Consider the following 23,531-nt stretch of genomic DNA (forward strand, 5'->3'; position numbering starts at 1 on the left):
TGTCAGGCTCAGCTCACCAGAGCCGCCCTGTTTGCTTCAAGAAATTGCTTCAGCGGCTGCGGCTTCCTGCCGGACAGCGTCTCGACAGCGTCGGTTACCATGCTGATGCGGCCGGAGCGCGTGTTGGTGTCGAAGGAAACGATAACGGGGGCGAAAGCCTCGGGAACGCCGGCTGCCTTCAATCCCTCGGTCAGCGCTTCATCCGAAAGCTGGACAACTTCGATCGGCTTGCCGGTGACCTCGGTGACGAGGGCTGCAATCTCGGCCATCGTGTGGGCCTTGGGGCCGGTCAGCGTGTATGTCGTGCTTTCGGTTGCGCTCGAAGCGAGACCGGCGGCGATCGCGGCTGCCATATCGTCGCGCGCGCCATGGGCAATGCGGCCGTCTCCAGCGGATGTGTACCACTGCCCCGAGGCGATGGCGTGCGGCAGCACCATGAACAGGTTCTCCTGGTACCAGCCGTTGCGGAAGATGGTGTAGGGGATACCGCTCGCCTTGATCGCCTGCTCGGTGCCGTGGTGATCGGGCGCAAACAGCACCGGCGATCCTGGCTCCGGATTGGGCATCGATGTGTAGAGCAGATGCGAAACGCCCGCGCTTTTTGCGGCGGCGACCGCGGCCTCATGTTGCTTCAGGCGCTTGCCCGGAAGGGCAAGCTCGTTTGTCGAAATGATCAGAACCCTGTCGGCGCCGGTAAACGCACTGGCCAGCGATGCTGTGTCGTCGAAGTCGGCCGCCCTGATGGTGACGCCGCGCGCTGCCAGATCGGCCAGATTTTCCGGATTGCGGGTGGCGGCGATGACGCGCTGAGGCGAGACCTTGAGCGTGTCAAGCAGATGATTGATGACGCCGCGGCCAAGCTGGCCGGAGGCGCCGGTGACGAGAAGGGTGTCGGTCATGAAAGGTCCTGACGTTGCGCCGGAGCGGCGGGTTCATATGTTAGTCTCAAAAAGAGACCAGCACTAAAATAGGAATTGATCCTCGTAAAGAAGGCAGTTTTGCGGGAGGTAGGCACACCCAGGGAACCAGCCATGGACGGCAAGATCGTCAATCTGAGATCGAAGCTCGAGATCTATAAAGCAGGCAGCGGTGGCGGAAACCTTGCGGATTGCCCGGTTCGCGACGTGATCCAGGGCATAAGCAATAAATGGAGTTCGCTGCTGATGGAGGCCTTGGCCGAGAAGCCGTACCGCTTTGGCGAGTTGCGGCGCCTCGTGCCCGATATTTCACAGCGCATGCTCACCCAGACGCTGCACGATCTGCAGCGCGACGGCTATGTGCATCGCCAGGTGTTTCCGACCAAACCGCCGAGCGTCGAATACAGCCTCACCGATCTCGGGCGCTCGATGTTTGGACCATTGCATCAGCTGATCCAATGGGCCGAGCTCAATCACGGCGCTGTACGCGAGGCACGGAAGGTTTTCGATGCTGCCGAAGGCTGAGCCTCCAGGCCGAGACGGCGGCTTGATTTAGCGACAGCGCTGAAGGATTGTCTGGCCTGGGTTTGGTCGGGCAAATGGGCAATTCTCTGGATATCGCAATTGCCGGCGCGGCGATCAGTTACGCGCTCATAGGAACGGACCGTATCGATACTGCGCTGGAGACCTGCGTTCGCGACAGGCTGGTGGCGACAGTGGCAAGAATTCCGCCGGAAACGAATATCCTTGCCTCGATGATGGCTGGAAGGGTGGTCGATCTGTTCAGGCGGATCGGGCTTGCGGAAGCGCTGTGGTTGAATCGTTTTGGCGGATGATTTCCGAAAGGTGCGAACCCTTGGCCTGCAAGAATGCATGGAGGCGTTGCGCATAATCGGGAGCGACCGCGTCCTTTACGGATGAGCGTTCGCGCAGTGCCTTGCGCCAGGCCTGGATATGCGGCTTTCCGTCCAGGATGTCGAAATCGCCGATCCGGTCGAAGACGTCGAAATAGCGGAAAATCGGCCCGTAGACCGCGTCGACCAGTGAAAAGCGCTCGCCGGCGAACCATAGCCCAGCCGCGCCGTTCGCCAGTTCCACTTCCAGGCGATCGAACATTGCCGATAGCGCCTCGCTTTCAGCGAACATCGCGGCTTCCGTAGGCGCTGAATAGAAGCGGCCGACGGCATTGAGGATTGCCGAGCCGAATTCGATCCAGGCGCGATGCCGGGCACGGGCATAGGGATCGGTGGGATGCAGCGGATTGGGTTGGGTTTCCTCGAGGAATTCGAGGATGACGAGCGATTCGAAGATCACCGTTTCCTGGCCGTCATGCTCAACGCGGAGCAGCGGCACCTTGCCGAGCGGCGATATCGCCTTGAACCAGGCAGGCTTGTTGGCGAGATCGACGGCGATGCGCTCGAACGGCACGTCCTTTTCGCGAAGTGAAATCGCCGCGCGCTGCACATACGGACAAAGATGGTGGCTGACGAGGATGAGCTTGTCGGTCATCTCACTCTCCCCAGACATAGTTCAATGCGCCGTCCTCGACGCGGGTGGAGAGGAACATCAGGCGGGAGCCCTTCGGCGCCGGGCCTTCGAGGCGATCACCGTTCGCCATGTCGAACGAGGCGCCGTGCCACTGGCAGACGAGCTTGCCGTCCTTGCAGTCGAGCGGGCCACCGAAATGCAGGCAGACGTTGGCGGCGGCGCGGATACGCTCGCCGCTGCGGTAGACATGGACCTCGCGGCCGAAGAACGGAGCAATCAGGCTGCCTGTTTCCGGAATGTCGGCGATCCTGCAGATTTCATGCTTCATCGGAATTGCCTCTCATGATTGATGCGATTGCATCTATATAGATGCATTTGCATTGATCGTCAAGCTTGATGCAGTTGCATCTATCGCCTACGATGCAATCATGACCGGGATTCCTTCACCTCCAGCAATCAAAGCCTGGGCCCGCCTGATGCGGGTTTCGCGCCAGTTGTTGGAAAGAGCCGAGGACGCGCTAAAGGACAGTGGCCTGCCGCCGCTTGCCTGGTACGACGTCCTGCATGAGCTTGCCGAGGCGGGCGAGGGCGGATTGCGGCCGTTCCAGCTCACCGAGCGCACCCTGTTTGCGCAGTACAACATCTCCCGGCTGCTGGCGCGGCTCGAAGCTGACGGGCAGGTCGAGAAGCTTCCAGTTGCCGATGACGGCCGCGGGCAAACAGTCCGCGTCACAGACAAGGGACGCGAGACGCGCCGCCGCATGTGGGCCGTCTACGGGCGGTCGATCGCGGAGTTGGTCGGCTCCCGGCTTTCCAATGATGAGCTCGACGCGCTGTCAGCTCTGCTTGGGCGCCTGCGAGATCCGCCCGCCCTGGAGTGACACGCCTTCATGACGAAGATGGCGCCGGTTGGCGAGGTCAGGCACTGGCCCAGAGGAATGCCAATGTCGCCAGAACGCCAAGCCCGATGCGGACCATATGCAGATTACCCCATTTGACGATCAATGTCCGAGCTTCATGATTGACGGTGTTCGCGTCCATCGCCTCCAGCAACCTATTTGCCGGCATCATCACCAGCAGCGTCCATGGCCAAGGCAGGATGATCAGCACGGCGCCGACCAGATAAGCGAGATTGCCGGTCAGCCACCACGCAACGAGGCCCAGAATACAGGCGATGACGGCGATCGAGGCCTGCATGGCGGCGCCGCGCTTGTAGGAAGGCTGCCATTCCTGCAGCAATGCCTTGTCATCGAGGCGAAGCCGCGCCGGCTGTTCGGCGACGCTGACGTAGATAGCCGCACCCGCGAACACTGCGGCAACGGTCAAGGCAAGCAATCCGGCGAGCATGGTCCGTGTCTCCCGTGATGCCCCCGCATGGAGCACGCTACAGAAATAAGGGCTTGCGCCGGGTCGGGCAATACGCCATAAAGCCGAACCGTAACGTACGGTACGCCATCGCGTTCGTGTCTGAACTGCGGGTGAGTTTGCCTCCTGAGGAAAGACTGAGTTGCACGCTGTGACCGACATCGACACCAGCGAGGCGCTGACGGAGCGACAGAAGGCCGTCCTCGACGCCGCCCTTCGCCTGCTGGTCGAAGAGGGCGATCAGTTGACCATGACCGCCGTGGCGCGGCGGGCGAGCTGCTCTAAGGAGACGCTCTACAAATGGTTCGGCGATCGCGACGGGCTGTTGACGGCAACGGTACAATGGCAGGCGTCCAAGGTGCGGGTAGTGCCGGTCGACCGCAAGGGGCTCGACCTTGCTTCGCTGACGGCGAGCCTCGAACGCTTCGCTTCGGACTGGCTCACGGTAATTTCGAGCGACACCTCGATCGCGCTGAACCGGGTGGCGGTCGGCCATGCTAGTTCGGGGAAGGACGATCTCGGCGCCATCGTGCTGGAGAACGGCCGATTTGCACTGGCCAGACGCCTGAAGCCGGTGCTGGAGGCCGGCAGACAGGCCGGGTTTCTCCAATTTTCCGACGCGGAGACGGCGTTCCGCACCTTTTTCGGGCTGGTCGCCCGCGACGTGCAGATCCGCCTGCTGCTTGGCGGCCGGCTGGAATTGACTGATGCGGCGATCGGCGGCGATGCCGTCCGGGCGACGCAGCAGTTTCTCGCTCTTTACGGGGCAAAAACCGGGCCGCAAGGCCTCTGAATTCAAAACGGGAAGGAAGAAAAATGCGTGTCTATTACGATCGCGATGCCGATCTCAACCTGATCAAGGGCAAGAAGGTCGCCATCATCGGCTATGGCAGCCAGGGCAGGGCGCATGCGCTCAACCTCAAGGATTCCGGCGTCAAGGACATCGCCATCGGCCTCAAGGCCGGCTCGGCGACGGCCAAGAAGGTCGAGGCCGACGGGCTCAAGGTGATGAGCGTAGCCGATGCCGCCAAGTGGGCCGACCTGATGATGATGGCCACGCCCGATGAGCTGCAGGCCGACATCTACAAATCCGAGATCGCGCCGAACATCCGCGATGGCGCGGCGATCGCCTTCGCCCACGGCCTCAACGTGCATTTTGGCCTGATCGAGCCTAAAGCTTCGGTCGACGTCGTCATGATCGCGCCGAAGGGGCCCGGCCATACGGTGCGCGGCGAATACCAGAAGGGCGGCGGCGTGCCGTGCCTGGTCGCGGTCAACCAGGACGCTTCGGGCAATGCGCTCGACCTGGCGCTCTCCTACGCCTGCGGCGTCGGCGGCGGCCGTTCGGGCATTATCGAGACCAATTTCCGCGAGGAGTGCGAGACCGACCTGTTCGGCGAGCAGGTTGTGCTGTGCGGCGGTCTGGTCGAATTGATCCGCGCCGGCTTCGAGACCCTGGTGGAAGCCGGCTACGCGCCGGAAATGGCCTATTTCGAGTGCCTGCACGAGGTCAAATTGATCGTCGACCTGATCTACGAAGGCGGCATCGCCAACATGAACTATTCGATCTCGAACACCGCCGAATGGGGCGAATACGTCTCGGGCCCGCGCATCATCACCGCAGACACCAAGGCCGAGATGAAGCGCGTGCTGAAGGACATCCAGACCGGCAAGTTTACCTCGGAATGGATGCAGGAATATCGCGCCGGCATGTCGCGCTTCAAGGGCATCCGCCGCAACAACGACAGCCACCAGATCGAGGAAGTCGGCGCCAAGCTGCGCGCGATGATGCCGTGGATTTCCAAGAACAAGCTGGTCGACAAGGCCAAGAACTGAAGGAAATCCACGTTCGTTTCGTTACGTGTCCTCGGGCTTCGCCCTGCGGGCGCGTGGGAATTTCCAAGAACAAGCTGGTCGACAAGGCCAAGAACTGAGCGCAATTTCATTGCCGATCAAGAAAGGCCGGCGGAGCGATCCGCCGGCCTTTTTGCATCAAGATTGTGTAGTTTCCAGGCTTCTGGACAGGCGCACTATCCTGATCACCGTGATATGTCTGTGCGGGGCATGGCACAAAAGTGCCAAGGGGGTGAGCGTTGGAACTCAAATTTCTGTTGGTCGGGTTTGCCTGCGCGGTTGCCGGCATGCTGTCCCTCGTCACCTTGCTGAAGTGGTGGGAGGTGAGGGCGGTCAGCCGCTGGTCTCCGACGCCGGGAAAGATCATCTCGTCGCGGGTCGAGGCTCGCGAGGTGACCAGTTCGGGATCCGGTTCGGACAGCAGAGGGTCGACCGAGATGCGCAACTTCCCGGCGATCACCTTCGAATACAAGGTGAACGGCAAGAAGTTTCGCAGTTCGCACTACAGCGTGCAGGAGAACCTTGGAAACTTTGCCGTGGCGGAAACCCTTGCGAAATTTCCAAACGGGGCCGGCGTAACCGTCTTCTACAATCCGGCCGATCCAGCCAAGGCCGTGATCGAACGCACCATGCCCGACGGCTCCTTCAAGTTCATGGTCCAGCTTTCGGCCGGGCTGGTGGTCGGCGCGCTGGTATTGGTCTTCTCCGTCGGCGGCATCCTCGAAGCGATCCGCCCGTTTTTGCCCAAGCCGCAGAACCTCGGCGCCGCAGCCCTGCTGCTTTTCATGGGATTGTTTGTCCTGCGCATGGGCTTTGCCCAGAAGTCACTTGCGGAACAGGCGGCCAAATGGCCCATCACGGCAGGACGCATCGACGCCTCGGGCCTGCAGAAATTCGAGACCCGCGACAGGTCCGGAGGCGGCTATCGACCCTGGCGCGCAGTCTTCAAATCCCGCATCGTCTACAGCTATAGCGTCGCCGGCCAGCGCTACGCCGCCGATCGCATCGCTTTCGGCGCAAACGTGACGGCTTCGCTGCCGAGCCTCGTCAGCGGTCAATCGCAGCGCTACCTCCAGGGCGATAAGGTCGAGGTCCACTACGACCCCGCCAATCCCGCTGCAGCGGTTCTCGAATGCAGGGTGAGCGGGCTCTGGTTCCTGTGGGTCTGCGCCGCTGGCTTCCTCGGTGGAGCCGCGCTGCTTGTCGGGGTGATCTAGTGCTGAAGCTGCCGTCCGAGACGCTGTAGATCCAGAGGAAGGGCACTTGTCTTCAGCATCTGACAAGAACACCGCTGTCGAAGCCAGGCCAAGTCAATCTCACCGTCGCACCGTCGACAACAATATGGATGACACGGGAGAACGGCTCTTCGGCCGACGGGTTGGATCCGTAGCATTGGCTGGCCCGCGCCACCCAGCCCGTGGGCGTCTTGAGGAACGTTGCGTGTTCGCAGCCGAGAGCAGGGACCGACAGCGCGTCGCGGTACAATGTGTAGACAGTCTGGCGTTGAACATCCGCAACGGCGGTACAGTTCGATCTGTTCCCGGACCATGTGCCCACATACTGTTCCGCGGCGAAGGCGTGGCCGCACGAAAATGCTAGGATCGAAATGAGCATCAAGAGATTTCGCATCATCGATTCTTTCTTTTCGACGTGGCCTTGGGCCATGCTAAAGCATCGATGCTTAAACTTCACAATGATGCTGCTCCAGGGACTTAAATGATCATCCGCAAAGCAGCAGCTATTTTTCTGAGCATGCTGAGCCTGTTGCAAGAAGCGAACGCAACAGAATGTTCGCTCAGCCATGCAACCTATCGCGAGCCGCGTTCGGGAGCGACGATACAGTTCCGGCCCACAGACAACGAGCCGGCTGCGCTGACGACAGAGGTCTTTTCGCTGATCGTGCCCAACACCGACATTCATCTGCCGTCGGACATCACCTGGACCAATGGCAAGTACTCGTTTCCTGTGGGCACGATCCGGCACACCTGCACCGACGACGATCGCGAGGCGGGTCTCGAGGACGGCACCGGGCTGTGCAGAGTGTGGGATGGGCAGGTCTATGCGTTCAACGCAGGCGGTGCCGAGCAGTTGAGCTCCCGCCAAGCCTCGCCGGCACCGGCAGGGTTGCTGTTGCCTGACTTTGGCGCGATTTTTACCGAATGGCCCGATTTCGCCAAAGCCAATCCCGACGGTTCAGCCTGGGACGCCTTTAGCTTGACGGGTTGTAGCGATGACTAGCAAGAGACTGCCGGCCTGCATCTTCGCCCTGCCGGTCCTTATGGCCATGGCCACCGGCGCTCGTGCCGACCAAAGCAAGCCGTCGCGTCCGACTGTCGACAAATGCGCTTGGGAACGGCTGGCGGACAGGGATGTCGGGCTGGCTGCCTGGGTGCAGCGCTGCGATTTCGGTTTTCGCCGGATTCATTTCGAGCTTGGCGGCAATGCGCTTGCCATCAAATACAGCGATGGCGGGCCGGCCGATCCCGTCGTCGAAGTCTTCGATATGCTGCCGGGCGAAGCGGCCGTCGCTGCGTTGCAGCGCATTTTTACGCAGAAGACCGAGAAGGCCGTCAGCACACGTTGCGTGCTCATGCCTTACACCGAAGGGGTCACGCCCGTAGGCATCATGCGATACGTCTTTAGTCCCGACGCCGCCTATCATGAGGAGTTGAACGCCGTCGCCAACCCTGACGAGGTCGGCGAACCGCCTTGCGGCGAATGGGGCGAAGCCCCGGACGGCATTCAGTATTTCGAGGTGCAATCACCCGAACTGCGAACGCTTCTATTCGTTCGCGTCGGCCAGGATGAGCCTTTGTTTGACGAGCAGACACTGCAAGTCCTGCCGCCCGGATAGCGCCGGGAGATATCAGCCGTAATGCCAACTTGGCTTTGGCTGAGTGCCGGTGAACATCACGCCGATGCGATCCTCGCGGCGCCAGCGGACCACGGCCTCGTAGGCAATGCCGTCGGTCGGAACATAGAGCAGGAACTCATCGGGCACGCGCGCGTCGATCGAGACCTTCAATTCGGCGCCGCCGGCATGCATGTTGCGCAGCGTGCATGTGACCTCGGAATTGGTCATGCCGGTCAGGATCGTCGCGCCCTTCAAGACGCGCTGCCGGCGTTTGTCCCTCTGTTCGTCCTCGGCCATTGCACGCAATCCAGCCATCTTCGCGTCTCGGGCGTTCTGATCGGGAGGATTATTAGACCTGCCTGATAAAAATAGCGTTATCACCGTAGTGAGACTGGGCGATTTTCGCGATTCCTGGCTGGAAGAAAAAGGCGCCGCGAAGCACGGCGCCGAATGATGCTTGTTGTCGGCCTGCTTACCTATAGGGCGAGTAGCATTGCTGGCGCGGCCCGTAATAGGGCTGGAAGGTGTTGTCCCAGGCGCGGTACGACCGGTAGCGATTGTAACACCATTGGACATGTGCACTGGAAAGCCGCCCTGCGCGATAATAGCGGCGCGGTGGCGGCGCGTCGTAGTAGTTATAGTTGTTGTACAGGCTGCCAAGGCCGAGCCCCAAGCCCAAGCCAAGAATCGCGGCGCCCGCACCATCATCATAGTAGCCGCCGCGGTAAGGGCGGCGATGGTGGCGCCAGCGCCAGCTGTCGTCCCAGCCGCCATTGTCCCAGTGTCTCGAAAAATGACGGCCGCGGAAATTGTTGGACCGCCATCTCCAATCATTGTCGCCGTGCCATTGCCGAAAGCCGCGATTGCGCCAACGCCAGATCTGCCTGTCGTTGCCGCCTGCCCAATCTTCACGAATTTGCACGATGTCGGCGGCATTGCCCGCCACCGGCAGCAGGGGTTTGGGCATCGGCCCGGCAAGCGAGGGGGCCGAGAGGCCGGCGATCAGACCGAGGGCCATCAGCCCGGATCTGACGGAAGATAAAAAGAGCGGTTTCATCGCACTCTCCGAAGGTTCAGGCCCCACGCCCAGAATACCCCGGGGAAGGGTCTATTGATGGAACTTTCCATCTGAACGGAAGATGAACAAAAAGGTTCCGTCAACCATGGCGAGCGCGCGATCAATCAGAGCCGCTTGGTTTCTGCGCCCTTGTTTTCGGGCGCGCTTGCGGGCAAAGGTCAAAGCTATGTCGCTGCGCCTTGCCACCTTCAACGTCGAAAACCTGATGAACAGGTTTGATTATTCCGGATACCGCAATCAGCTCAACGAAGATCGCACGCTGGCGCTTTTCGACATCCAGAGCGAGGCCGAATACAAGATGCTCGAGCAGGCGCGGGCGATCGCGCAATCCGACGACACGCGGCAGTTGACGGCGCTGGCGATCGCGGCCACCCGCGCCGACATCATCTGCATGCAGGAGGTCGACAATATCGAGGCGCTGAGGGCCTTCGAATATGGCTATCTATTCAAGATGGTGGGGCAAGGTTACCGGCAGAAATACACCACCGCCGGCAATGATTCGCGCGGCATCGACGTCGCCGTGATGATGCGCAACGAGACCGCGCAGGGTCAGCCGATCGAATTCGTGCGCATGACCAGCTACGCCTATGTCACGTTCGAGCAATTCGGGCTGCACACGGCGGAATTGGCAGCGCTCGGTCACCAGGCCAATGAGCGCATCTTCCGGCGCGACTGCCTGGAAGTCGATCTGTCCGTGGCTGGCGCGCCGTTGACGCTCTATCTCGTGCATTTCAAGTCGATGGGCTCGCCCCGCAACGGCCTCGACGGCCGCGAGGCGACAATGCCGCTGCGCATCGCCGAGGCGCAAGCGGTGCGCCGGATCATCGAGGAGCGCTTCGGCAAGGACCATGCCGCCGACAAGCGCTGGGCAATCTGCGGCGACATGAACGACTACCGGCAGCGCGTGAAGATCACCGGCGATGCCGTCGACGGCTATCGCTTCGAGGTCATCGACGAGACCCGGTCCTGCATCGACGTGCTCACTGCCGGCGGCTTTTGCGAAAACGCGGTCGAGCGGCGGCCGGAAATGGATCGCTGGACTTTCTAACACGCGCGGACCGGAAGAGCGGCATCTCTGCCAGCTCGACTACATCCTTCTGTCGAGGGCGCTAGCCAGACAGAACGCCACCGCCGTTCCCGATATCATCCGCAACGGCCAGCCTTGGCGGACTATTTTTCCGGCGGGTCAGGAGGTCGAGCGCTTTCCACGCGCCGGATGGGACCGGCCGAAGGCATCCGACCATTGCCCTGTAGCAATTGCCCTCGACATGGCGTGAGACAGGCGTGAGTTTCGACCTGCCGCGCAACGTCATCCTGCCGGTCGATGCCATCGACGTCAGGCTCGATCCCGGCCCGCATCCGTTCGAGCGCGATAATGCCGAAGCGATCGCCGCAAACTGGCGGCGTGAGACCGCAGCCAAGCCGGCGCTTTTCGACGGCACCGTGGTGCTGCTTTCCGCTCTCAGCTATCGCGACAATCGCCTCCTTGGCCGCTGCCATGCGGTGCGGTATTCGACCTTCATGCTTTGGCGCGGCAATCGACAGGTGGCCGGGGCCGAGCACGCCTATGCCCATGCCATGCTGGTCGCCGGCGACAATGCGCTGGTGGCGATCCGCATGGCGCCGCATACGGTCAATGCCGGGCGCATCTACTTCGCCGCCGGTTCGTTCGAGCCAACCGATTTCCGCGACGGCCTTGTCGACGTCGACTTGAACATGATCCGCGAGGTGCGGGAGGAGACCGGCCTCGACCTGTCAGGCGCGACACGCGGCAAGCGCCACTACGCCCTGTCGACGGCAAGCGGCACGGTGATCTTTCGCCGCTACCGCGAGACGGCCTCCGCCGACGACCTGGCACAGCGGATCAGCGCTTTCGTCGCGGCCGAGTCAGAGCCTGAAATCGAAGGCCCCGTCATCATCCGCAATGCAGCCGACCTGCCGGACGGGTTGATGCCGCATATGAGACCGCTGATCGAATGGCACTTTGCGGGCAAGGATTCCGACTCTAACGTCGCGACCTGCCTTCAATAGCCTTGTCGCTACGGGCAGCGACAAAATACAGCAGCACGCCGAGACCCAGGAGCGCCCCCATCGCCGTTCCCATCGTCTGCCCAATTACCTGCTGGAAGTCAGCGGTGACGCGATCGGGATTATCCATTCCATAACGGATCAAATTCCACCAAAGCCCTGCCAAGGCGGATTCGACGATCACCATCGCCAGAGCCAGTCGCCCTTTCTTGCTCATCCATTGTTCCCCCTTAGTCCCCAACAGCATTGTTATCATTGCAGATTGTGCTGCGACAAGGGCAGGTTGCATAAAAAATTGGCAGCGTCTGGAGGCGATACTTGCTGCAACGCCTACTCATGCCTCAGCGCGTCGATGGGGTTGAGCCGTGCGCCGCGCAGCGCCGGGAAGAAGCCGAACACCATGCCGATCAGCGCGGAGAAGCCGACCGCAAGCAGGATGACCGCCGGGCTTGGCGCAAACGGGATCGTCAGCGTCACCGAGGCGAGGCCGGCAAGGGCCAGGCCGATCAGGATGCCGATGATGCCGCCAAGCAGCGACAGCACGGTTGCCTCGACCAGGAACTGGATGAGAATATGCTTTTCATGGGCGCCGATAGCGAGCCTGATGCCGATCTCGCGCGTGCGTTCGGTTACCGACACCAGCATGATGTTCATAATGCCGATGCCGCCGACGAGCAGGCTGACGCCGGCGACGGCACCGAGCATGCCAGTCATGGTGGTGGTGGCGCTGGCCATGGCATCGGCGATCTGGGTCATGTCGCGGATCGAGAAATCATCGTCACGGTCGGGCGTGATGCGGCGCGTGTCGCGCAAGATGTCCTCGACGCGCGTCTGCAGCACCGTGGTTGGCGTACGGTCGTCGGCGGCGACATAGATCGATTCGATATCGCGATTGCCGGCAATGCGACGCTGATAGGCGGCGAGCGGCATCAGCACGACATTGTCCTGGTCCTGGCCGAAGCCGGTATAGCCCTTCGGTTCCAGCAGGCCGATGATCTTGCAGGAGGTGCGGTTGACGCGGATGATCTCGCCTTCGGGGTCCCCGGCGCCGAAGAACTGCTGGCGCACCGTCTCGCCGATGAGGCAGACGCCGGTCCCCGAGCGGGTTTCCGAATCGCTGAACGGGCGGCCCGAGACCAGCTTCCAGTCGCGGGCATCGAGATAGGCGCTGTCGGTGCCGGTGACGCCCGAGGTCAGGCTTTCGGTGCCGAAAATGACGCGTACCTGCTTTTGCGAGGCCGGCGAGATGGCGCGCGCGCCGTCCAGATGCGCGACAAGCGCTGCAAGATCCTTGTCGCCGAGCGGCCGGACCACCTGGTCGAGCCCTCCAGGTCCGCCAGGCCCGGCAGGGCGGCCGGAACGGACGACGAGCAGGTTGCTGCCGAGCTTGGAAATATCGGACTTGACCTTTTCGGTGGTGCCCGAGCCGATGGTCAGCATGGCGATGACGGCAGCAACGCCGATGACGATGCCGAGCAGCGTCAGGAACGAGCGCAGCACGTTGCGGCGGATGGAGCGGAGCGAGAGGCGGACGGTTTCCCAGATCATGGCTAGGCCATCTCGAGATTGGCTGTGTCCGAGGCGACATGGCCGTCGAGGAAACGGATCGTGCGCTGCGCATAGCCGGCAACATCGGCTTCGTGCGTGACCATGGCGATGGTCAGGCCGAGCTCGCTGTTCAGCTGCGTCAGGAGCTCCATGATCTCGTGCGTGCGGGCGGTGTCGAGATTGCCGGTCGGCTCGTCGGCAACGAGCAGCGTCGGCCTGGTGACGATGGCGCGGGCGATCGCCACGCGCTGCTGCTGGCCGCCGGACAGCTCGGCCGGCGTATGATGCTCGCGGCCGACAAGGCCGACCTCGGCAAGTGCCTGCATGGCAAGGCCGCGGCGCTCGCGGGCACCGACGCCGCGATAGATCAGCGGCAGTTCTACATTCTCGGCGGCCGTGGTGCGCGGCAAGAGATTATAGCCCTGGAAGACGAAGCCGACATAGAGGTTGCGCAGCACAGCGCGGCGGTTGCGGTCGAGACGGCCGGCGTCGATGCCTTCGAAGCTGTAAGTCCCAGCGGTCGGCGTGTCGAGGCAGCCAATGATGTTCATGGCCGTAGATTTGCCCGAACCGGACGGGCCCATGATGGCGACGAATTCGCCGCGCCTGATGGCGAGGTCGACGCCGGCCAGCGCATGCACCCGGGCCTCGCCCTGGCCATAGCTTTTCCAGACCTTGTCGAAGCCGATGAGGGTCGCGCCCGATGCCACGATCAGCTCCGCTGCTGCGAGGCGGTAATGACTTGCGCGCCTTCCTCCAGGCCGGAGACGATCTCGGTCAGTTCGCCATCTGTCGAGCCGACCCTGACGTTGACCGGATGCGGCCGCCCATTCTCCAGCACGTAGAGCGTGCGCGAGCCGTCGGTGGGCTTCGTCGCCGCCTGGCGCTGGCGGTTGCCGCCGGGGCGTCCCATGCGGCCGGTGAACAGGTCGGTGAGGCTCCAGCCGCGCTCCGCCGTCTGCGCCGGCCGGTAGCGGAAGGCGATCGACGGCACGGTGAGCACGTTTTTGGCCTGCTTGGTGACGACCGAGACGGTGGCGGTCATGCCGGGCCGCAACAGAAGCTCGCTGTTGTCGACATCCAGCCTTGCATCGTATGTGACGACGCCGTCGGTGGTGACCGAGGCATAGGAAATGTCGCGGATTTCGGCGTCGAATGGCCGTTCGGGGAACGCGTCGACGGTGAAGCGCGCATGCTGGCCAGGTTTGACGGCGCCGATATCGGCCTCGTCGACCGCAGCTTTCAGTTCCATGTTCTTCAGATCCGCGGCGATGACGAACAGCACCGGCGCCTGCAGCGAGGAGGCGACCGTCTGGCCGGGATCGACCGAGCGCGTCAGTATGATGCCGTCGATCGGAGCGTAGATGGTACTCTTGGCAAGATCCGTCTGCTGCGCCTTGAGATCGGCATTGGCCATGGCGAGGTTGGCTTTGGCGATATCGAGCGCTGCCTTCGAGCGGTCGCGCGTGGCGGTTGCCGCTTCAAGCGACTGGTCCGTCGCCATGCCGCGCTTGGTCAGTTGCGCCGCGCGCACCAGCGCCTTTTCGTTTTCGGCCAGGGTCACGGTGGCGTCCTCGACGCTCGCCGCCGCTGCCTTGGCGGAGGCCTGGGCGCGCTCGATCTGCACCTCCAGCTTGGCGGTGTCGAGCGCGGCCAGCACATCGCCCTTCTTCACCAGCTGATTCTCGTTGACCGAGACCGAGCGGACGACGCCGGAGAGTTCGCTGGAAATATCGACCTGGGTGAGGGGCTGCAGTGTGCCGGTAGCCGAAACTGCGACGGTAAGATCGGCCATGGCGGCCAGTGTCGTGGTATTCTCGATCTTGGCGGGCGAGCCCGCATACCACTGGTAGCCGACGACGCTCGCGGCGACGGCAAGCAGTGCGAACATTGGGTAAAGCCAACCGCGACGGCGTTTTGTCTTCAGGCCCTGGTGGTCAAGCCCGAGCGCCGTCTCGATGGCGGAAGCGGATTCCGTCTTTGGCAGATTGACAATCTGGTCCACGCCGGACCCCTATGTTCAGTGATATCCCATCAGTGCACAAATCAGGCCTAATGGTTCAAAATTCAAATTAAATTTCGCTCATGTTGGGAATGAGGCAGAGGACTTACTGAGATGCAGCCGCGGAATTACTTGCTTTACGACGTATTCACCACCAACCGGCTGGCCGGCAATCCGCTGGCCGTGGTGCTCGACTGTGACGGGCTGGACGTTGCGGCGATGCAGGCGGTGGCGCGCGAGTTCAACCTGTCCGAAACCGTTTTCGTGCTGCCGCCTGATAATCCCAAGCATCGGGCCCGCATCCGCATCTTCACACCCGACTATGAAATGCCCTTCGCCGGCCACCCAACCGTCGGCTCGGCGATAGCGCTCGCCGAAATGGCGGGAGAGGCCGCCGGCATCTTCGTGCTCGAGGAGAATATCGGCCCGGTGCGCTGCGCTGTCAGCAAGCACGACGGTTCGACCTTTGCCGAGTTCGACCTGGCGAAACTGCCGGCGCAGCTGGAATTGTCGGCCGATCCCGAGGCGATCGGGGCAGCCCTTGGCCTCGGACCGCACGAGATCGGCTTCGAGAACCACCGCGTTTCATTCTGGTCGGCGGGCGTGCCTTACGTGACCATCCCCGTCGCCAATCTGGAGGCGGCCGCCCGGATCAGGTTGGACAACCAGGCCTGGTCGGAACTCGCACCACGTAAAAGCGAATGGGCTTTCGCCAGCCCCTACATCTATTGCCGCGAGACGGTGCACCACGACAGTGCCTTCCATGTCCGCATGATGGTGCCCGGCAATCCGTCCTACGAAGACCCGGCGACCGGCTCAGCGGCCGCCGCCTTCGCCGGCGCGATCATGCATTTCGACCGGCCGACCGACGGCGTTTCACAACAGTGGATCGAGCAGGGGCTCGAGATGGGCCGGCCTTCGCGCATTCGCCTCGAACTGAATGTCGAAGGTGGCAAACTGGCGGCCGCCCGCATCGGCGGCCACGCGGTCAAGGTGGCGGAAGGCAGGCTCTTCGTCTGATCGTTGTCGGCTTCAAGCGATTTGTCGGGAAATGAATCCGGCAGGGCTGGACATGGCGGATGTCGGCGGCTATATGCCCGCCAACGCCGGTTTTTCCGGCCGAGTGGGTGCGTAGCTCAGTTGGTAGAGCAGCTGACTCTTAATCAGCGGGTCCACAGTTCAATCCTGTGCGCACCCACCAAAAATCTCCAGGATTTGGTGGAAAGACCTTAGCGAGCCGCGGCGCGAGACAGCGTTTTGCCCGTCGCACATGTCGGCAAGCGGCTAGTCGACTCGCCCGACTACTGGATAGTGGGCCTCAGATAGGTCAGGATTGCTCGCGTTATGGCCAAGACGCCGTCAACGGCATCGAAGCTTGTCTTGCTTTTGCCGGCGATCCATTCGAGTTCCGGATGCCTGGGCAGTCGAAGTGCATGGAATAGCGCCTCGCCCGAGAGACCGCCCAGGCCAAAGGATGTAGGCTCATCGTCTGCGTAGTAAGGAAGGCTAAAATCCAGCCGGATCGGCCCACCATATCCAAGCTTTAGTTTCATCACGACTAGAACCTCGTGGCCAAAAGCATCTTCTATCGTGCCCCTAAAGCTGAGGTCACGAAGAAAATAATCGTGTGACGATCTATCCAGCCCCATGGAACTCCACAGTCTCCACGTGTGTGCTTTTAACTCCTTGTAATTCGTAAATTTTCTCATCTCGGGGGTGAGGCGCGTGGGCAGATCAGCGTAGCCGGTCTCTTCTCTCCACTCCTCAGCCGCGTTGCGAAAATCCTCAAAAATCCGGACGGTTTCTGGATCCGCGGGTTCCTTGGAAAAGTAGGAAATCCGCTTTTGAGAAATCATCTCGCATAGGTCCTCGACCGAATGGCCTGATCGTTCAGCCCAATCCTCCGTGGCCAACATCCATGGTGAACTGTATGTGAGCCCGGCAAAGGCCCCAGCCTTCCGATCGAAATCGCGGACAATTCGCGCATAGACTTCGCGAATGCCCTGCTTCGGGTCACGAAAAGGATATGGCGGTTCATTCATCGCAGCCGTCTGGTCCTTACTTCTCCGAAACCCCAGCCTCGGCAAAACTTGCCATGCGGGCATGGCACTCCAATGCCGAGCGGACCATGTTGACCGCCAGGCAGGCGCCGGAGCCTTCGCCGAGACGCATGCCGAGATCGAGCAGGGGCGGCAGGCCGAGCGCCTCCAACAGGCGGCGATGGCCCGATTCGGCCGAGACATGGGCTGCCAGTGTGTGCGCGAGGCCGGCCGGATGCAATCTCGCCAATGGTGCCGCGGCGGCGGTGCAGACGAAGCCGTCGAGCAGCACCGGCACGCCGAGATGGCGCGCCGCCAGTGTTGCGCCCAAGATCGCCGCAAGCTCGCGCCCGCCGAGGGCTGCCGCTATCTTCAGGGGGTCGGCTAGCGCCGGGGCGTGGCGCTTCAGGCCGGCCTCGATGGCGACGATCTTGCGCACGAGGCCGGCATCGTCGACGCCGGTGCCGCGCCCTGTCCATCGTTCCGCGCCGCCGCCGAACAGCGCGGTCGAGATGGCTGCCGCCGGCGTGGTGTTGCCGATACCCATTTCGCCGAAGCAGACAAGGTCGAGATCCCTGCTGATCGCGTCGTAGCCGGCCGAGACGGCGGCGAGGAAGGCCTCGTCGTCCATCGACACTTCTTGCGTGAAATCGCCGGTCGGACGGTCGAGGTCGAGCGGGATGACGTCGAGTTCGGCGCCGGCGATGCGGGCAAGCTGGTTGATGGCGGCGCCGCCGCCGGCGAAATTTGCCACCATCTGCACGGTCACCTCCGAGGGGAAGGCCGACACGCCTTGCGCGGTGACGCCGTGATTGCCGGCAAAGACGAAGACCTTGACGCGGTCGAGCTTTGGCATGTCGCGGCCCTGCCAGCGCGCCAGCCAGGCGGCTATCGTCTCCAGCCGGCCGAGGCTGCCTTGCGGCTTGGTCAGCGTGTCCTGGCGGCGGGCGACGGCATTGGCCGCGGCGTCGCTGCCATTGGGCAGGTCGAGGCAGGCGGCGCGCAATTCATCGAGCGATTTGAAAGGCATGGGGGCGAAATCTCCGAAACAGAGTCAGGAAAGGGAAACGGAAGCGACGAGCAGGATTGCGATCTCGCCCAGTTGCTGCAGGGCGCCGACGGTGTCGCCGGTCTGGCCGCCGACCTGGTTCAGGCACAGCGCGCGGAAGGCGGCGAGTAGCCCAAGCAGGATGAGTGCTGCGAAGGCGGCGCCTACCCCAAGCGCCAGCAGCGCGGCCGCACCGAGCACAGCACCGGCTATAGCGGTTTCGGCGGTGACTGTGCCTGCATCAACCGAGAGGCCGTCGGCGCGGGCCGGTGGCAGCAGGAGCATGAAGGCGCCGAGCAGGCCGCGCGAAGCCGCTTGCGCGGCAATGAGGGCCCAGAAGACATGAGCCGGGCCGGCGAATCCAGAGAGCACGCTCCAGCGGATCAGCAGCGAGATGCCGAGCGCGCAGGCGCCGTAGGCACCGATGCGGCTGTCGCGCATGATCTCCAGTTTCCTGTCGCGCGTCTTGCCGCCGCCAAAGCCGTCGGCGACATCCGAAAGCCCGTCTTCATGCAGGCAGCCGGTGGCAAGCAAGATTGCGGCAAGGGTCAACGCTGCAGCAGGACCCTCGGCAAGGCCGAGCTTCGTTCCGACGGCGTAGACCAGCGCACCAGCCAGAGCGACGGCGAGACCGGCAACGGGCGCAGCCCAGATCGCAGCGGCAAGGCTGCGGCCACGGAAGTCGGCTCTCGGCAGCGGCAGCCGGGTAAAGAAGACGAGGCAAAGCGCGATGTCTTCGAGGAGCTGCCGTTGCGAGGGGATCTGGAGTTTGAGCATGATCTATTCTGAAAACCGGCTACCACTTTTCGGGATCATGCTCTCGCCCCTCGCAATGGCATGGAAGAACGTGCCGCTGACATTGCCGCGCCGGTAGCCCGAAGCGCCGAGCGGATTGCCTTGTCCGTCGGCGAGGTCGGCCAGCGGCTCGTCATTGCCGGTCGTAACCATCTGCGCGTAATGGAATTCGTGGCCGCGGATCAGCATGCCTTGGCCGCCGAGCGGACACCCGGACCGCAGCCGCGCCTCGCGGTAGCCGAGATTCATCTTGCGCTTGGCGAAGCTGGTCGAATGGCCCAGCAGGCCAAGCATCCGATGCGTCTCGCCCGACGCGTCCTCGAGCGCCTCGCCGAGCACCATGAAGCCGCCGCACTCACCATGCACCGGCCGCGAGGCGGCGAACCGCGCCATGCCGGCCCTGAAATTCGCCGCGGCCGCGAGGCGGCCGGCATGAAGCTCGGGATAGCCGCCGGGCAGCCAGCAGACATCGCAATTGTCGCCAGGCGCCTCATCGGCGAGCGGCGAGAACGGAACGATCTCGGCGCCGGCCTTGCGCCAATGCGCGGCGACATGCGGATAGAGGAAGGTAAAGGCGGCGTCCTCGGCCAGCGCAATGCGCTGGCCGGGCGGCGGCAGCGCGTCGTCGAAATTGCCCGGCGCGGGCGTGAATGGCGCCGCCAGCGCCATAATGGCGTCGAGGTCGAGCGAGCGCTCGACCATGTCGGCCAGCCGGTCGAGATGCGCCATCAGATTCTCATATTCGCCGGCCTGGACGAGGCCGAGATGGCGCTCGGGCAGGTTCAATGTCGGGTCGCGCAGGATTGAGCCGACGACGGGCAGGCCGAGCGCTTCGATGGCATCGCTGCAAAGCCGGCGATGGCGCTCGCTGCCCAGCCGGTTGAGCACGACCCCGGCCATGCGTACATCCGCGTCATAGGTGGCAAAACCCTTGGCGACGGCCGCTGCCGTGGTCGACTGGCCGGAAACGTCGAGCACCAACAGCACCGGCAGGCCATAAAGTCGGGCAAGGTCGGCGGCCGAGCCGGTGCGGCCCGGAGCAGCCGGAATCCCGTCGAACAGGCCCATGGCGCTTTCGAGGAAGATGAAGTCGGCGTCCTCGGTCGTTTCGCCAGCCAGCGCGTTGAGCAGGGCGGGCGGCATTGCCCAGCTGTCGAGATTGACGCCGGACAACCCCGTAGCGGCAGTGTGGAAGCCGGGATCGATATAGTCCGGGCCGGACTTGGCGCCGCGCACCTTCAGGCCGCGCCGGGCAAGCGCGCGCAAAATGCCGATGGTGACGCTGGTCTTGCCCGAGCCCGAGCGCGGCGCGCCGATGATGATGGCGCGGGTCATGGCTCACCCGCCAGTGCCGCGCGCATCCCGACGATGCCGCCAACGACGATCAGCGCCGGCGAGGTCAGACCGGCTGCGGCCGTTTCTTCGGCAATGGTAGCGAGTGTGGCGACGACGATGCGCTCCTGCGGCGTCGTTGCGGCAACGATGACGGCGGCGGGCGTCGAAGATGGCAGGCCGCCCTCGAGCAGCGAAGCGACGATCAGCGGCAGATTGGCCATGCCCATATAGATGACCACCGGCTGGCCGGTGCGGGCGATGGCGGCCCAGTCGAGATCGTCATCGGTGCCGGCGGCGTGACCGGTTGCCAGGATCAGCGCCTTGTTGATGCCGCGCATGGTGCCGGGAATGCCGGTTGCGGCCAGCGCGCTGAGGCCGGACGTCAGGCCAGGCAGGATGCGGAACGGGATAGTTTCCCCGGCCAGCGCCAGCGCCTCTTCGCCGCCACGCCCGAAAATATAGGGGTCGCCGCCCTTCAGCCTGACGACGCGCCGGCCCGCGCGCGCCAGCCGGACCAGCAGAGCGGTGATGTCGTCCTGCTTCATCGAGGGCTTGCCACCGCGCTTGCCGGCATAGAACAGTTCCGCGCCCTCGGCGACGGCGACGACTTCCGGCGAGACCAGCGCGTCATAGACCAGCGCGTCGCACTGTCCGAGGGCGGCCAGTACTTCCAGCGTCAGGCAGCCGGGATCGCCGGGGCCGGCGCCGGCCAGCCAGACATGCCCGGGCTCAAGCTGGCGCGGCTTGAAGTTCAGCCGGGTGAGCGCCTGCTCGACCGTAGTGTTTCTATTGCTGCCGCTCACAATCCGTCCCGTCCGCGAAAGCGCCGCTGGTAGTGCGCGTCGTAAAGTGAACTTTCGCTAAAATCTTCCGCCGCCAGCGAGCGGCCGACGAAGATGATCGCCGTGCGTTCCATTGGATCGGCGCCTAGCTGCGCCTCAATGGTGGCCAGCGTGCCTGTCAGCACGCGCTCGTCCGGCCAGGAGGCGCGGAAGACAACGGCGACCGGACAGTCAACGCCGTAGTAGGGCGTCAGCTCTGCGACGACGCGGTCGAGGGCGTGGATGGCGAGATGGATGGCCAGCGTGGCGCCGGTGCGGCCGAAGCCGGCCAGCGTTTCGCCGGGCGGCATCTTTGACGCGCGGCCGGAGATGCGGGTCAGCACCAGGCTTTGCGCGACTTCCGGAATGGTCAGCTCGCGGCGCAGCGCGGCGGCCGCGGCGGCAAAAGACGGCACGCCTGGCGTCAGCGTGTAAGGGATGCCGTGCTTTTCCAGCCGGCGGATCTGTTCGGCAACGGCGCTCCACACCGAAAGGTCGCCGGAATGCAGGCGAGCGACGTCATGGCCGGCCGCGTGGGCGGCCAGATATTCGGCCTCGATCTCGTCGAGCGACATCGGCGCGGTGTCGATCAACCGCGTCCCGGGCGCGCAGTGCTGCAACAGCTCCGGCGCGACGATCGATCCGGCATAGAGGCAGACGGGACAACTGCCGAGCAGGCGGCTGCCGCGCAAGGTGATGAGGTCGGCAGCACCTGGACCGGCGCCGATGAAATGGACGGTCATGCCGCATCTCCGCTGATGGCGATGGCGCAGGTGACAGCACCGAGCACGGTGCGCGGCCCGAGCAGTTTTGCGCCTTTGCCGGCGGCGGCAAGCGCCGAGGCTTCGGAAACAGACGGCGTGCCGGCATGCTCCTGCGATAGGTCGGAGTGGCTGGTCGTAGACGCAGCTTTGAGTTCGGCCTGCTCGACAACGATTACCGGAAGGCGGAGTTCGCGTCCGGCGGCGAAGATTGCCGCTTCATCCTGCTTGAGAGACGCGGTCGCGAGGGCCGAAAGCGCGGGCAGGGCAAGCCCGTGCGCTTCCAGGGCGGTTTCTACCGCAGCAAGCACGTCCCGCGCGCTGACGCCTTTGCGGCTGCCGATGCCCGCGACCATCATGGCTTGACCCAGCTCCATTGGGTGACCGGCATAGCCGGCCGCCACGCCTGCATCGAACCGACTGGCGAAGTACGGGATATAGCAATGCGGGTGAGTTCGCCGCCGTGCGCAGCGTTACGGGAAAGCAGCAGCGCCTCCATCTCCAGCGTCACCGCGTTGGCGACGAGGCGGCCGCCGACAGGTAAGGCATCGAGGGCTCTTTCCAGCACTCCGGCATCGCTGCCGCCGCCGCCGATGAAGATCGCCGCCGGCGTTTCCAGTCCGGCAAGAGCTTGCGGTGCCGAACCTTCGACGACGGCGAGACCGGGAACGCCGCAGGCCGCGGCGTTGCGTCGGATGCGGGCGGCGCGGGCCGGATCGGCCTCAACGGCGATCGCGCGCATGGAAGGATGGGCCAGCATCCATTCGATGCCGATGGAGCCCGAGCCGGCGCCGATGTCCCACAGCAGTTCGCCGCGCCTTGGCGCGAGAGCGGACAGGGTGACGGCGCGCACTTCGCGCTTGGTGATCTGGCCGTCATGCTCGAACAAATGATCGGCAAGTCCCGCTGTCAGCGGCAGGATGCGTGCTTGCGGAGTCGATTCAACTTCGATCGCGAGCACGTTGAGCGGATTGATCTTTGCGAGGTCGAAGGTGCCGGCGCTCGCTGAGCGCAGCCTTTCGTTCGAGCCGCCGAGCGCCTCCAGAACGGTCAGCTGCGAGGCGCCGAAGCCGAGCTCTGTCAGCAGACCGGCAATCGCTCCCGGTGCATCGCTGTCCGAGGTCAGTGCGAGAATGCGGGTGCAAGGATGCAGCAACGGCCGGATCAGGTCGAGCGAGCGGCCATGCAACGAAATGGTCTCGACGTCCTGCAGCGCCCAGCCCAGGCGTGAGGCGGCCAGCGAAAAGGCCGAGGGCGCGGGGATCACCCGCATATCCTCTGCCGCGACCTTGCGGGCGAGGGTGACGCCGACACCGTGGTAGAAGGGATCGCCGGAGGCCAGCACGCAGACGCGTCTGCCGGGGAGCGCCAGCACGTCGCGCAGCTCGGCATCGAAAGGCGTCGGCCAGGCGCGCGCTTCACCTTTGGCGAGCGACGCGACGAGGGCAAGGTGGCGCTTGCCGCCGAAGACGAATTCGGCCTCCGCGATCAACCGCTTGGCCTCGTCGCCGAGACCCGCTACACCGTCCTCGCCGATGCCGATGATCGTGAGCCACTTTGAGGTGAGCTTGGCGCCGCGCGGACCTTCAGCAGGCATG

General features: G+C 63.6%; 28 protein-coding genes, 1 tRNA gene and 1 pseudogene. 11 read left to right on the forward strand and 19 right to left on the reverse strand.

What is annotated here, in order from left to right:
* Positions 1-8: 8 nt before the first annotated feature.
* Complete coding sequence (locus tag NKH23_RS14790; RefSeq protein ID WP_352978584.1) at positions 9-899, reverse strand: SDR family oxidoreductase; 891 nt, start codon at positions 897-899, stop codon at positions 9-11.
* Positions 900-1,031: 132 nt separating this feature from the next.
* Here NKH23_RS14790 and NKH23_RS14795 point away from each other — a divergent pair, with 132 nt between their 5' ends.
* Positions 1,032-1,442 carry a winged helix-turn-helix transcriptional regulator gene (locus NKH23_RS14795; RefSeq protein WP_352466906.1) on the forward strand — a complete coding sequence of 137 codons (411 nt, stop codon included), beginning with the start codon at positions 1,032-1,034 and terminating at the stop codon, positions 1,440-1,442.
* A 258-nt stretch (positions 1,443-1,700) separates the two neighbouring features.
* On the opposite strand, the gene NKH23_RS14800 is transcribed toward NKH23_RS14795, so the two are convergent.
* Both NKH23_RS14800 and NKH23_RS14805 read right to left on the reverse strand, forming a co-directional pair.
* Entirely contained in the window at positions 1,701-2,426 is a 726-nt protein-coding gene (locus NKH23_RS14800; RefSeq protein ID WP_352978586.1) for a glutathione S-transferase family protein, read from the reverse strand.
* A gap of 1 nt (position 2,427) precedes the next feature.
* Positions 2,428-2,733, reverse strand: coding sequence for a Rieske (2Fe-2S) protein (locus tag NKH23_RS14805; RefSeq protein WP_352978588.1), 306 nt, complete (start codon positions 2,731-2,733; stop codon positions 2,428-2,430).
* A gap of 100 nt (positions 2,734-2,833) precedes the next feature.
* Between NKH23_RS14805 and NKH23_RS14810 the strand changes: the two genes are divergently transcribed.
* A complete protein-coding gene (locus NKH23_RS14810; protein WP_023676665.1) occupies positions 2,834-3,286 on the forward strand; it encodes a MarR family winged helix-turn-helix transcriptional regulator in 453 nt (150 codons plus the stop codon).
* A 37-nt stretch (positions 3,287-3,323) separates the two neighbouring features.
* Here the strand turns inward: NKH23_RS14810 and NKH23_RS14815 are convergent, their stop codons facing one another.
* A complete protein-coding gene (locus NKH23_RS14815; RefSeq protein ID WP_352978590.1) occupies positions 3,324-3,752 on the reverse strand; it encodes an anthrone oxygenase family protein in 429 nt (142 codons plus the stop codon).
* A gap of 160 nt (positions 3,753-3,912) precedes the next feature.
* Between NKH23_RS14815 and NKH23_RS14820 the strand changes: the two genes are divergently transcribed.
* The 3 genes from NKH23_RS14820 to NKH23_RS14830 all read left to right on the forward strand — a co-directional run bounded on the left by NKH23_RS14820 (position 3,913) and on the right by NKH23_RS14830 (position 6,841).
* The gene (locus tag NKH23_RS14820) at positions 3,913-4,563 is read left to right on the forward strand and encodes a TetR/AcrR family transcriptional regulator (protein WP_352978592.1); all 651 of its coding nucleotides are present in this window, start codon (positions 3,913-3,915) and stop codon (positions 4,561-4,563) included.
* Positions 4,564-4,586: 23 nt separating this feature from the next.
* A complete protein-coding gene (ilvC, locus tag NKH23_RS14825) occupies positions 4,587-5,606 on the forward strand; it encodes a ketol-acid reductoisomerase (RefSeq protein WP_352466900.1) in 1,020 nt (339 codons plus the stop codon).
* A gap of 257 nt (positions 5,607-5,863) precedes the next feature.
* Positions 5,864-6,841 (forward strand): DUF3592 domain-containing protein, encoded by a 978-nt coding sequence (locus tag NKH23_RS14830; RefSeq protein WP_352978594.1) that lies wholly within the window; start codon positions 5,864-5,866, stop codon positions 6,839-6,841.
* A gap of 52 nt (positions 6,842-6,893) precedes the next feature.
* On the opposite strand, the gene NKH23_RS14835 is transcribed toward NKH23_RS14830, so the two are convergent.
* A complete protein-coding gene (locus NKH23_RS14835) occupies positions 6,894-7,289 on the reverse strand; it encodes a hypothetical protein (protein ID WP_352978596.1) in 396 nt (131 codons plus the stop codon).
* Positions 7,290-7,340: 51 nt separating this feature from the next.
* On the opposite strand from NKH23_RS14835, the gene NKH23_RS14840 reads away from it, so the two are divergent.
* Positions 7,341-7,862: a hypothetical protein gene (locus NKH23_RS14840; RefSeq protein ID WP_352978597.1), complete on the forward strand. Its 522-nt coding sequence runs from the start codon at positions 7,341-7,343 to the stop codon at positions 7,860-7,862.
* Complete coding sequence (locus NKH23_RS14845; protein WP_353025585.1) at positions 7,855-8,478, forward strand: hypothetical protein; 624 nt, start codon at positions 7,855-7,857, stop codon at positions 8,476-8,478. Before NKH23_RS14840 ends, NKH23_RS14845 begins: the two co-directional genes overlap by 8 nt.
* Before the next feature lie 12 nt (positions 8,479-8,490).
* Here the strand turns inward: NKH23_RS14845 and NKH23_RS14850 are convergent, their stop codons facing one another.
* Positions 8,491-8,775, reverse strand: a complete 285-nt coding sequence (locus tag NKH23_RS14850; RefSeq protein ID WP_292659122.1) for a PilZ domain-containing protein — start codon at positions 8,773-8,775, stop codon at positions 8,491-8,493.
* 175 nt (positions 8,776-8,950) lie between these two features.
* On the reverse strand, positions 8,951-9,535 hold the full coding sequence (locus NKH23_RS14855; protein WP_352978601.1) for a BA14K family protein: 585 nt from the start codon (positions 9,533-9,535) through the stop codon (positions 8,951-8,953).
* A 187-nt stretch (positions 9,536-9,722) separates the two neighbouring features.
* Between NKH23_RS14855 and NKH23_RS14860 the strand changes: the two are divergent.
* Positions 9,723-10,833, forward strand: a pseudogene (locus tag NKH23_RS14860) (endonuclease/exonuclease/phosphatase family protein).
* 7 nt (positions 10,834-10,840) lie between these two features.
* The gene (locus NKH23_RS14865) at positions 10,841-11,587 is read left to right on the forward strand and encodes a hypothetical protein (protein WP_352718947.1); all 747 of its coding nucleotides are present in this window, start codon (positions 10,841-10,843) and stop codon (positions 11,585-11,587) included.
* On the opposite strand, the gene NKH23_RS14870 is transcribed toward NKH23_RS14865, so the two are convergent.
* From NKH23_RS14870 to NKH23_RS14885, 4 genes are all read right to left on the reverse strand, one after another.
* Positions 11,562-11,801: a hypothetical protein gene (locus NKH23_RS14870; RefSeq protein ID WP_352718946.1), complete on the reverse strand. Its 240-nt coding sequence runs from the start codon at positions 11,799-11,801 to the stop codon at positions 11,562-11,564. The two genes, NKH23_RS14865 and NKH23_RS14870, sit on opposite strands and share 26 nt — an antisense overlap.
* A gap of 113 nt (positions 11,802-11,914) precedes the next feature.
* Positions 11,915-13,132, reverse strand: a complete 1,218-nt coding sequence (locus tag NKH23_RS14875) for an ABC transporter permease (RefSeq protein ID WP_352718945.1) — start codon at positions 13,130-13,132, stop codon at positions 11,915-11,917.
* A 2-nt stretch (positions 13,133-13,134) separates the two neighbouring features.
* Complete coding sequence (locus NKH23_RS14880; protein WP_352978605.1) at positions 13,135-13,842, reverse strand: ABC transporter ATP-binding protein; 708 nt, start codon at positions 13,840-13,842, stop codon at positions 13,135-13,137.
* 2 nt (positions 13,843-13,844) lie between these two features.
* A complete protein-coding gene (locus NKH23_RS14885; protein WP_352978607.1) occupies positions 13,845-15,137 on the reverse strand; it encodes an efflux RND transporter periplasmic adaptor subunit in 1,293 nt (430 codons plus the stop codon).
* A 111-nt stretch (positions 15,138-15,248) separates the two neighbouring features.
* Here NKH23_RS14885 and NKH23_RS14890 point away from each other — a divergent pair, with 111 nt between their 5' ends.
* Both NKH23_RS14890 and NKH23_RS14895 read left to right on the forward strand, forming a co-directional pair.
* The gene (locus NKH23_RS14890; protein ID WP_352978609.1) at positions 15,249-16,154 is read left to right on the forward strand and encodes a PhzF family phenazine biosynthesis protein; all 906 of its coding nucleotides are present in this window, start codon (positions 15,249-15,251) and stop codon (positions 16,152-16,154) included.
* A gap of 105 nt (positions 16,155-16,259) precedes the next feature.
* A tRNA-Lys gene (locus NKH23_RS14895) sits at positions 16,260-16,335 on the forward strand.
* Positions 16,336-16,435: 100 nt separating this feature from the next.
* Here the strand turns inward: NKH23_RS14895 and NKH23_RS14900 are convergent.
* The 8 genes from NKH23_RS14900 to cbiE are packed head-to-tail and all read right to left on the reverse strand — an operon-like array spanning position 16,436 to position 23,530.
* Positions 16,436-17,176, reverse strand: coding sequence for a hypothetical protein (locus tag NKH23_RS14900; RefSeq protein ID WP_352978611.1), 741 nt, complete (start codon positions 17,174-17,176; stop codon positions 16,436-16,438).
* Between the two features lie 16 nt (positions 17,177-17,192).
* Entirely contained in the window at positions 17,193-18,203 is a 1,011-nt protein-coding gene (gene cobT / locus NKH23_RS14905; protein WP_352718940.1) for a nicotinate-nucleotide--dimethylbenzimidazole phosphoribosyltransferase, read from the reverse strand.
* A 24-nt stretch (positions 18,204-18,227) separates the two neighbouring features.
* Positions 18,228-18,998: an adenosylcobinamide-GDP ribazoletransferase gene (locus tag NKH23_RS14910; RefSeq protein WP_352718939.1), complete on the reverse strand. Its 771-nt coding sequence runs from the start codon at positions 18,996-18,998 to the stop codon at positions 18,228-18,230.
* A gap of 3 nt (positions 18,999-19,001) precedes the next feature.
* The gene (locus tag NKH23_RS14915) at positions 19,002-20,351 is read right to left on the reverse strand and encodes a cobyrinic acid a,c-diamide synthase CobB (RefSeq protein ID WP_352978613.1); all 1,350 of its coding nucleotides are present in this window, start codon (positions 20,349-20,351) and stop codon (positions 19,002-19,004) included.
* Complete coding sequence (cobA, locus tag NKH23_RS14920) at positions 20,348-21,154, reverse strand: uroporphyrinogen-III C-methyltransferase (protein ID WP_352978615.1); 807 nt, start codon at positions 21,152-21,154, stop codon at positions 20,348-20,350. The genes NKH23_RS14915 and cobA overlap by 4 nt, the downstream gene beginning before the upstream one ends.
* Positions 21,151-21,915, reverse strand: coding sequence for a precorrin-4 C(11)-methyltransferase (gene cobM / locus NKH23_RS14925; RefSeq protein ID WP_352978617.1), 765 nt, complete (start codon positions 21,913-21,915; stop codon positions 21,151-21,153). The genes cobA and cobM overlap by 4 nt, the downstream gene beginning before the upstream one ends.
* Positions 21,912-22,292, reverse strand: a complete 381-nt coding sequence (locus tag NKH23_RS14930; RefSeq protein WP_292664838.1) for a cobalamin biosynthesis protein — start codon at positions 22,290-22,292, stop codon at positions 21,912-21,914. Before NKH23_RS14930 ends, cobM begins: the two co-directional genes overlap by 4 nt.
* Positions 22,289-23,530 (reverse strand): precorrin-6y C5,15-methyltransferase (decarboxylating) subunit CbiE, encoded by a 1,242-nt coding sequence (cbiE, locus tag NKH23_RS14935; RefSeq protein ID WP_352978619.1) that lies wholly within the window; start codon positions 23,528-23,530, stop codon positions 22,289-22,291. Before cbiE ends, NKH23_RS14930 begins: the two co-directional genes overlap by 4 nt.
* Position 23,531: the final 1 nt, after the last annotated feature.

Origin of the sequence: Mesorhizobium sp. M1328, assembly GCF_040318075.1 — a bacterium.
Lineage (GTDB): Bacteria > Pseudomonadota > Alphaproteobacteria > Rhizobiales > Rhizobiaceae > Mesorhizobium.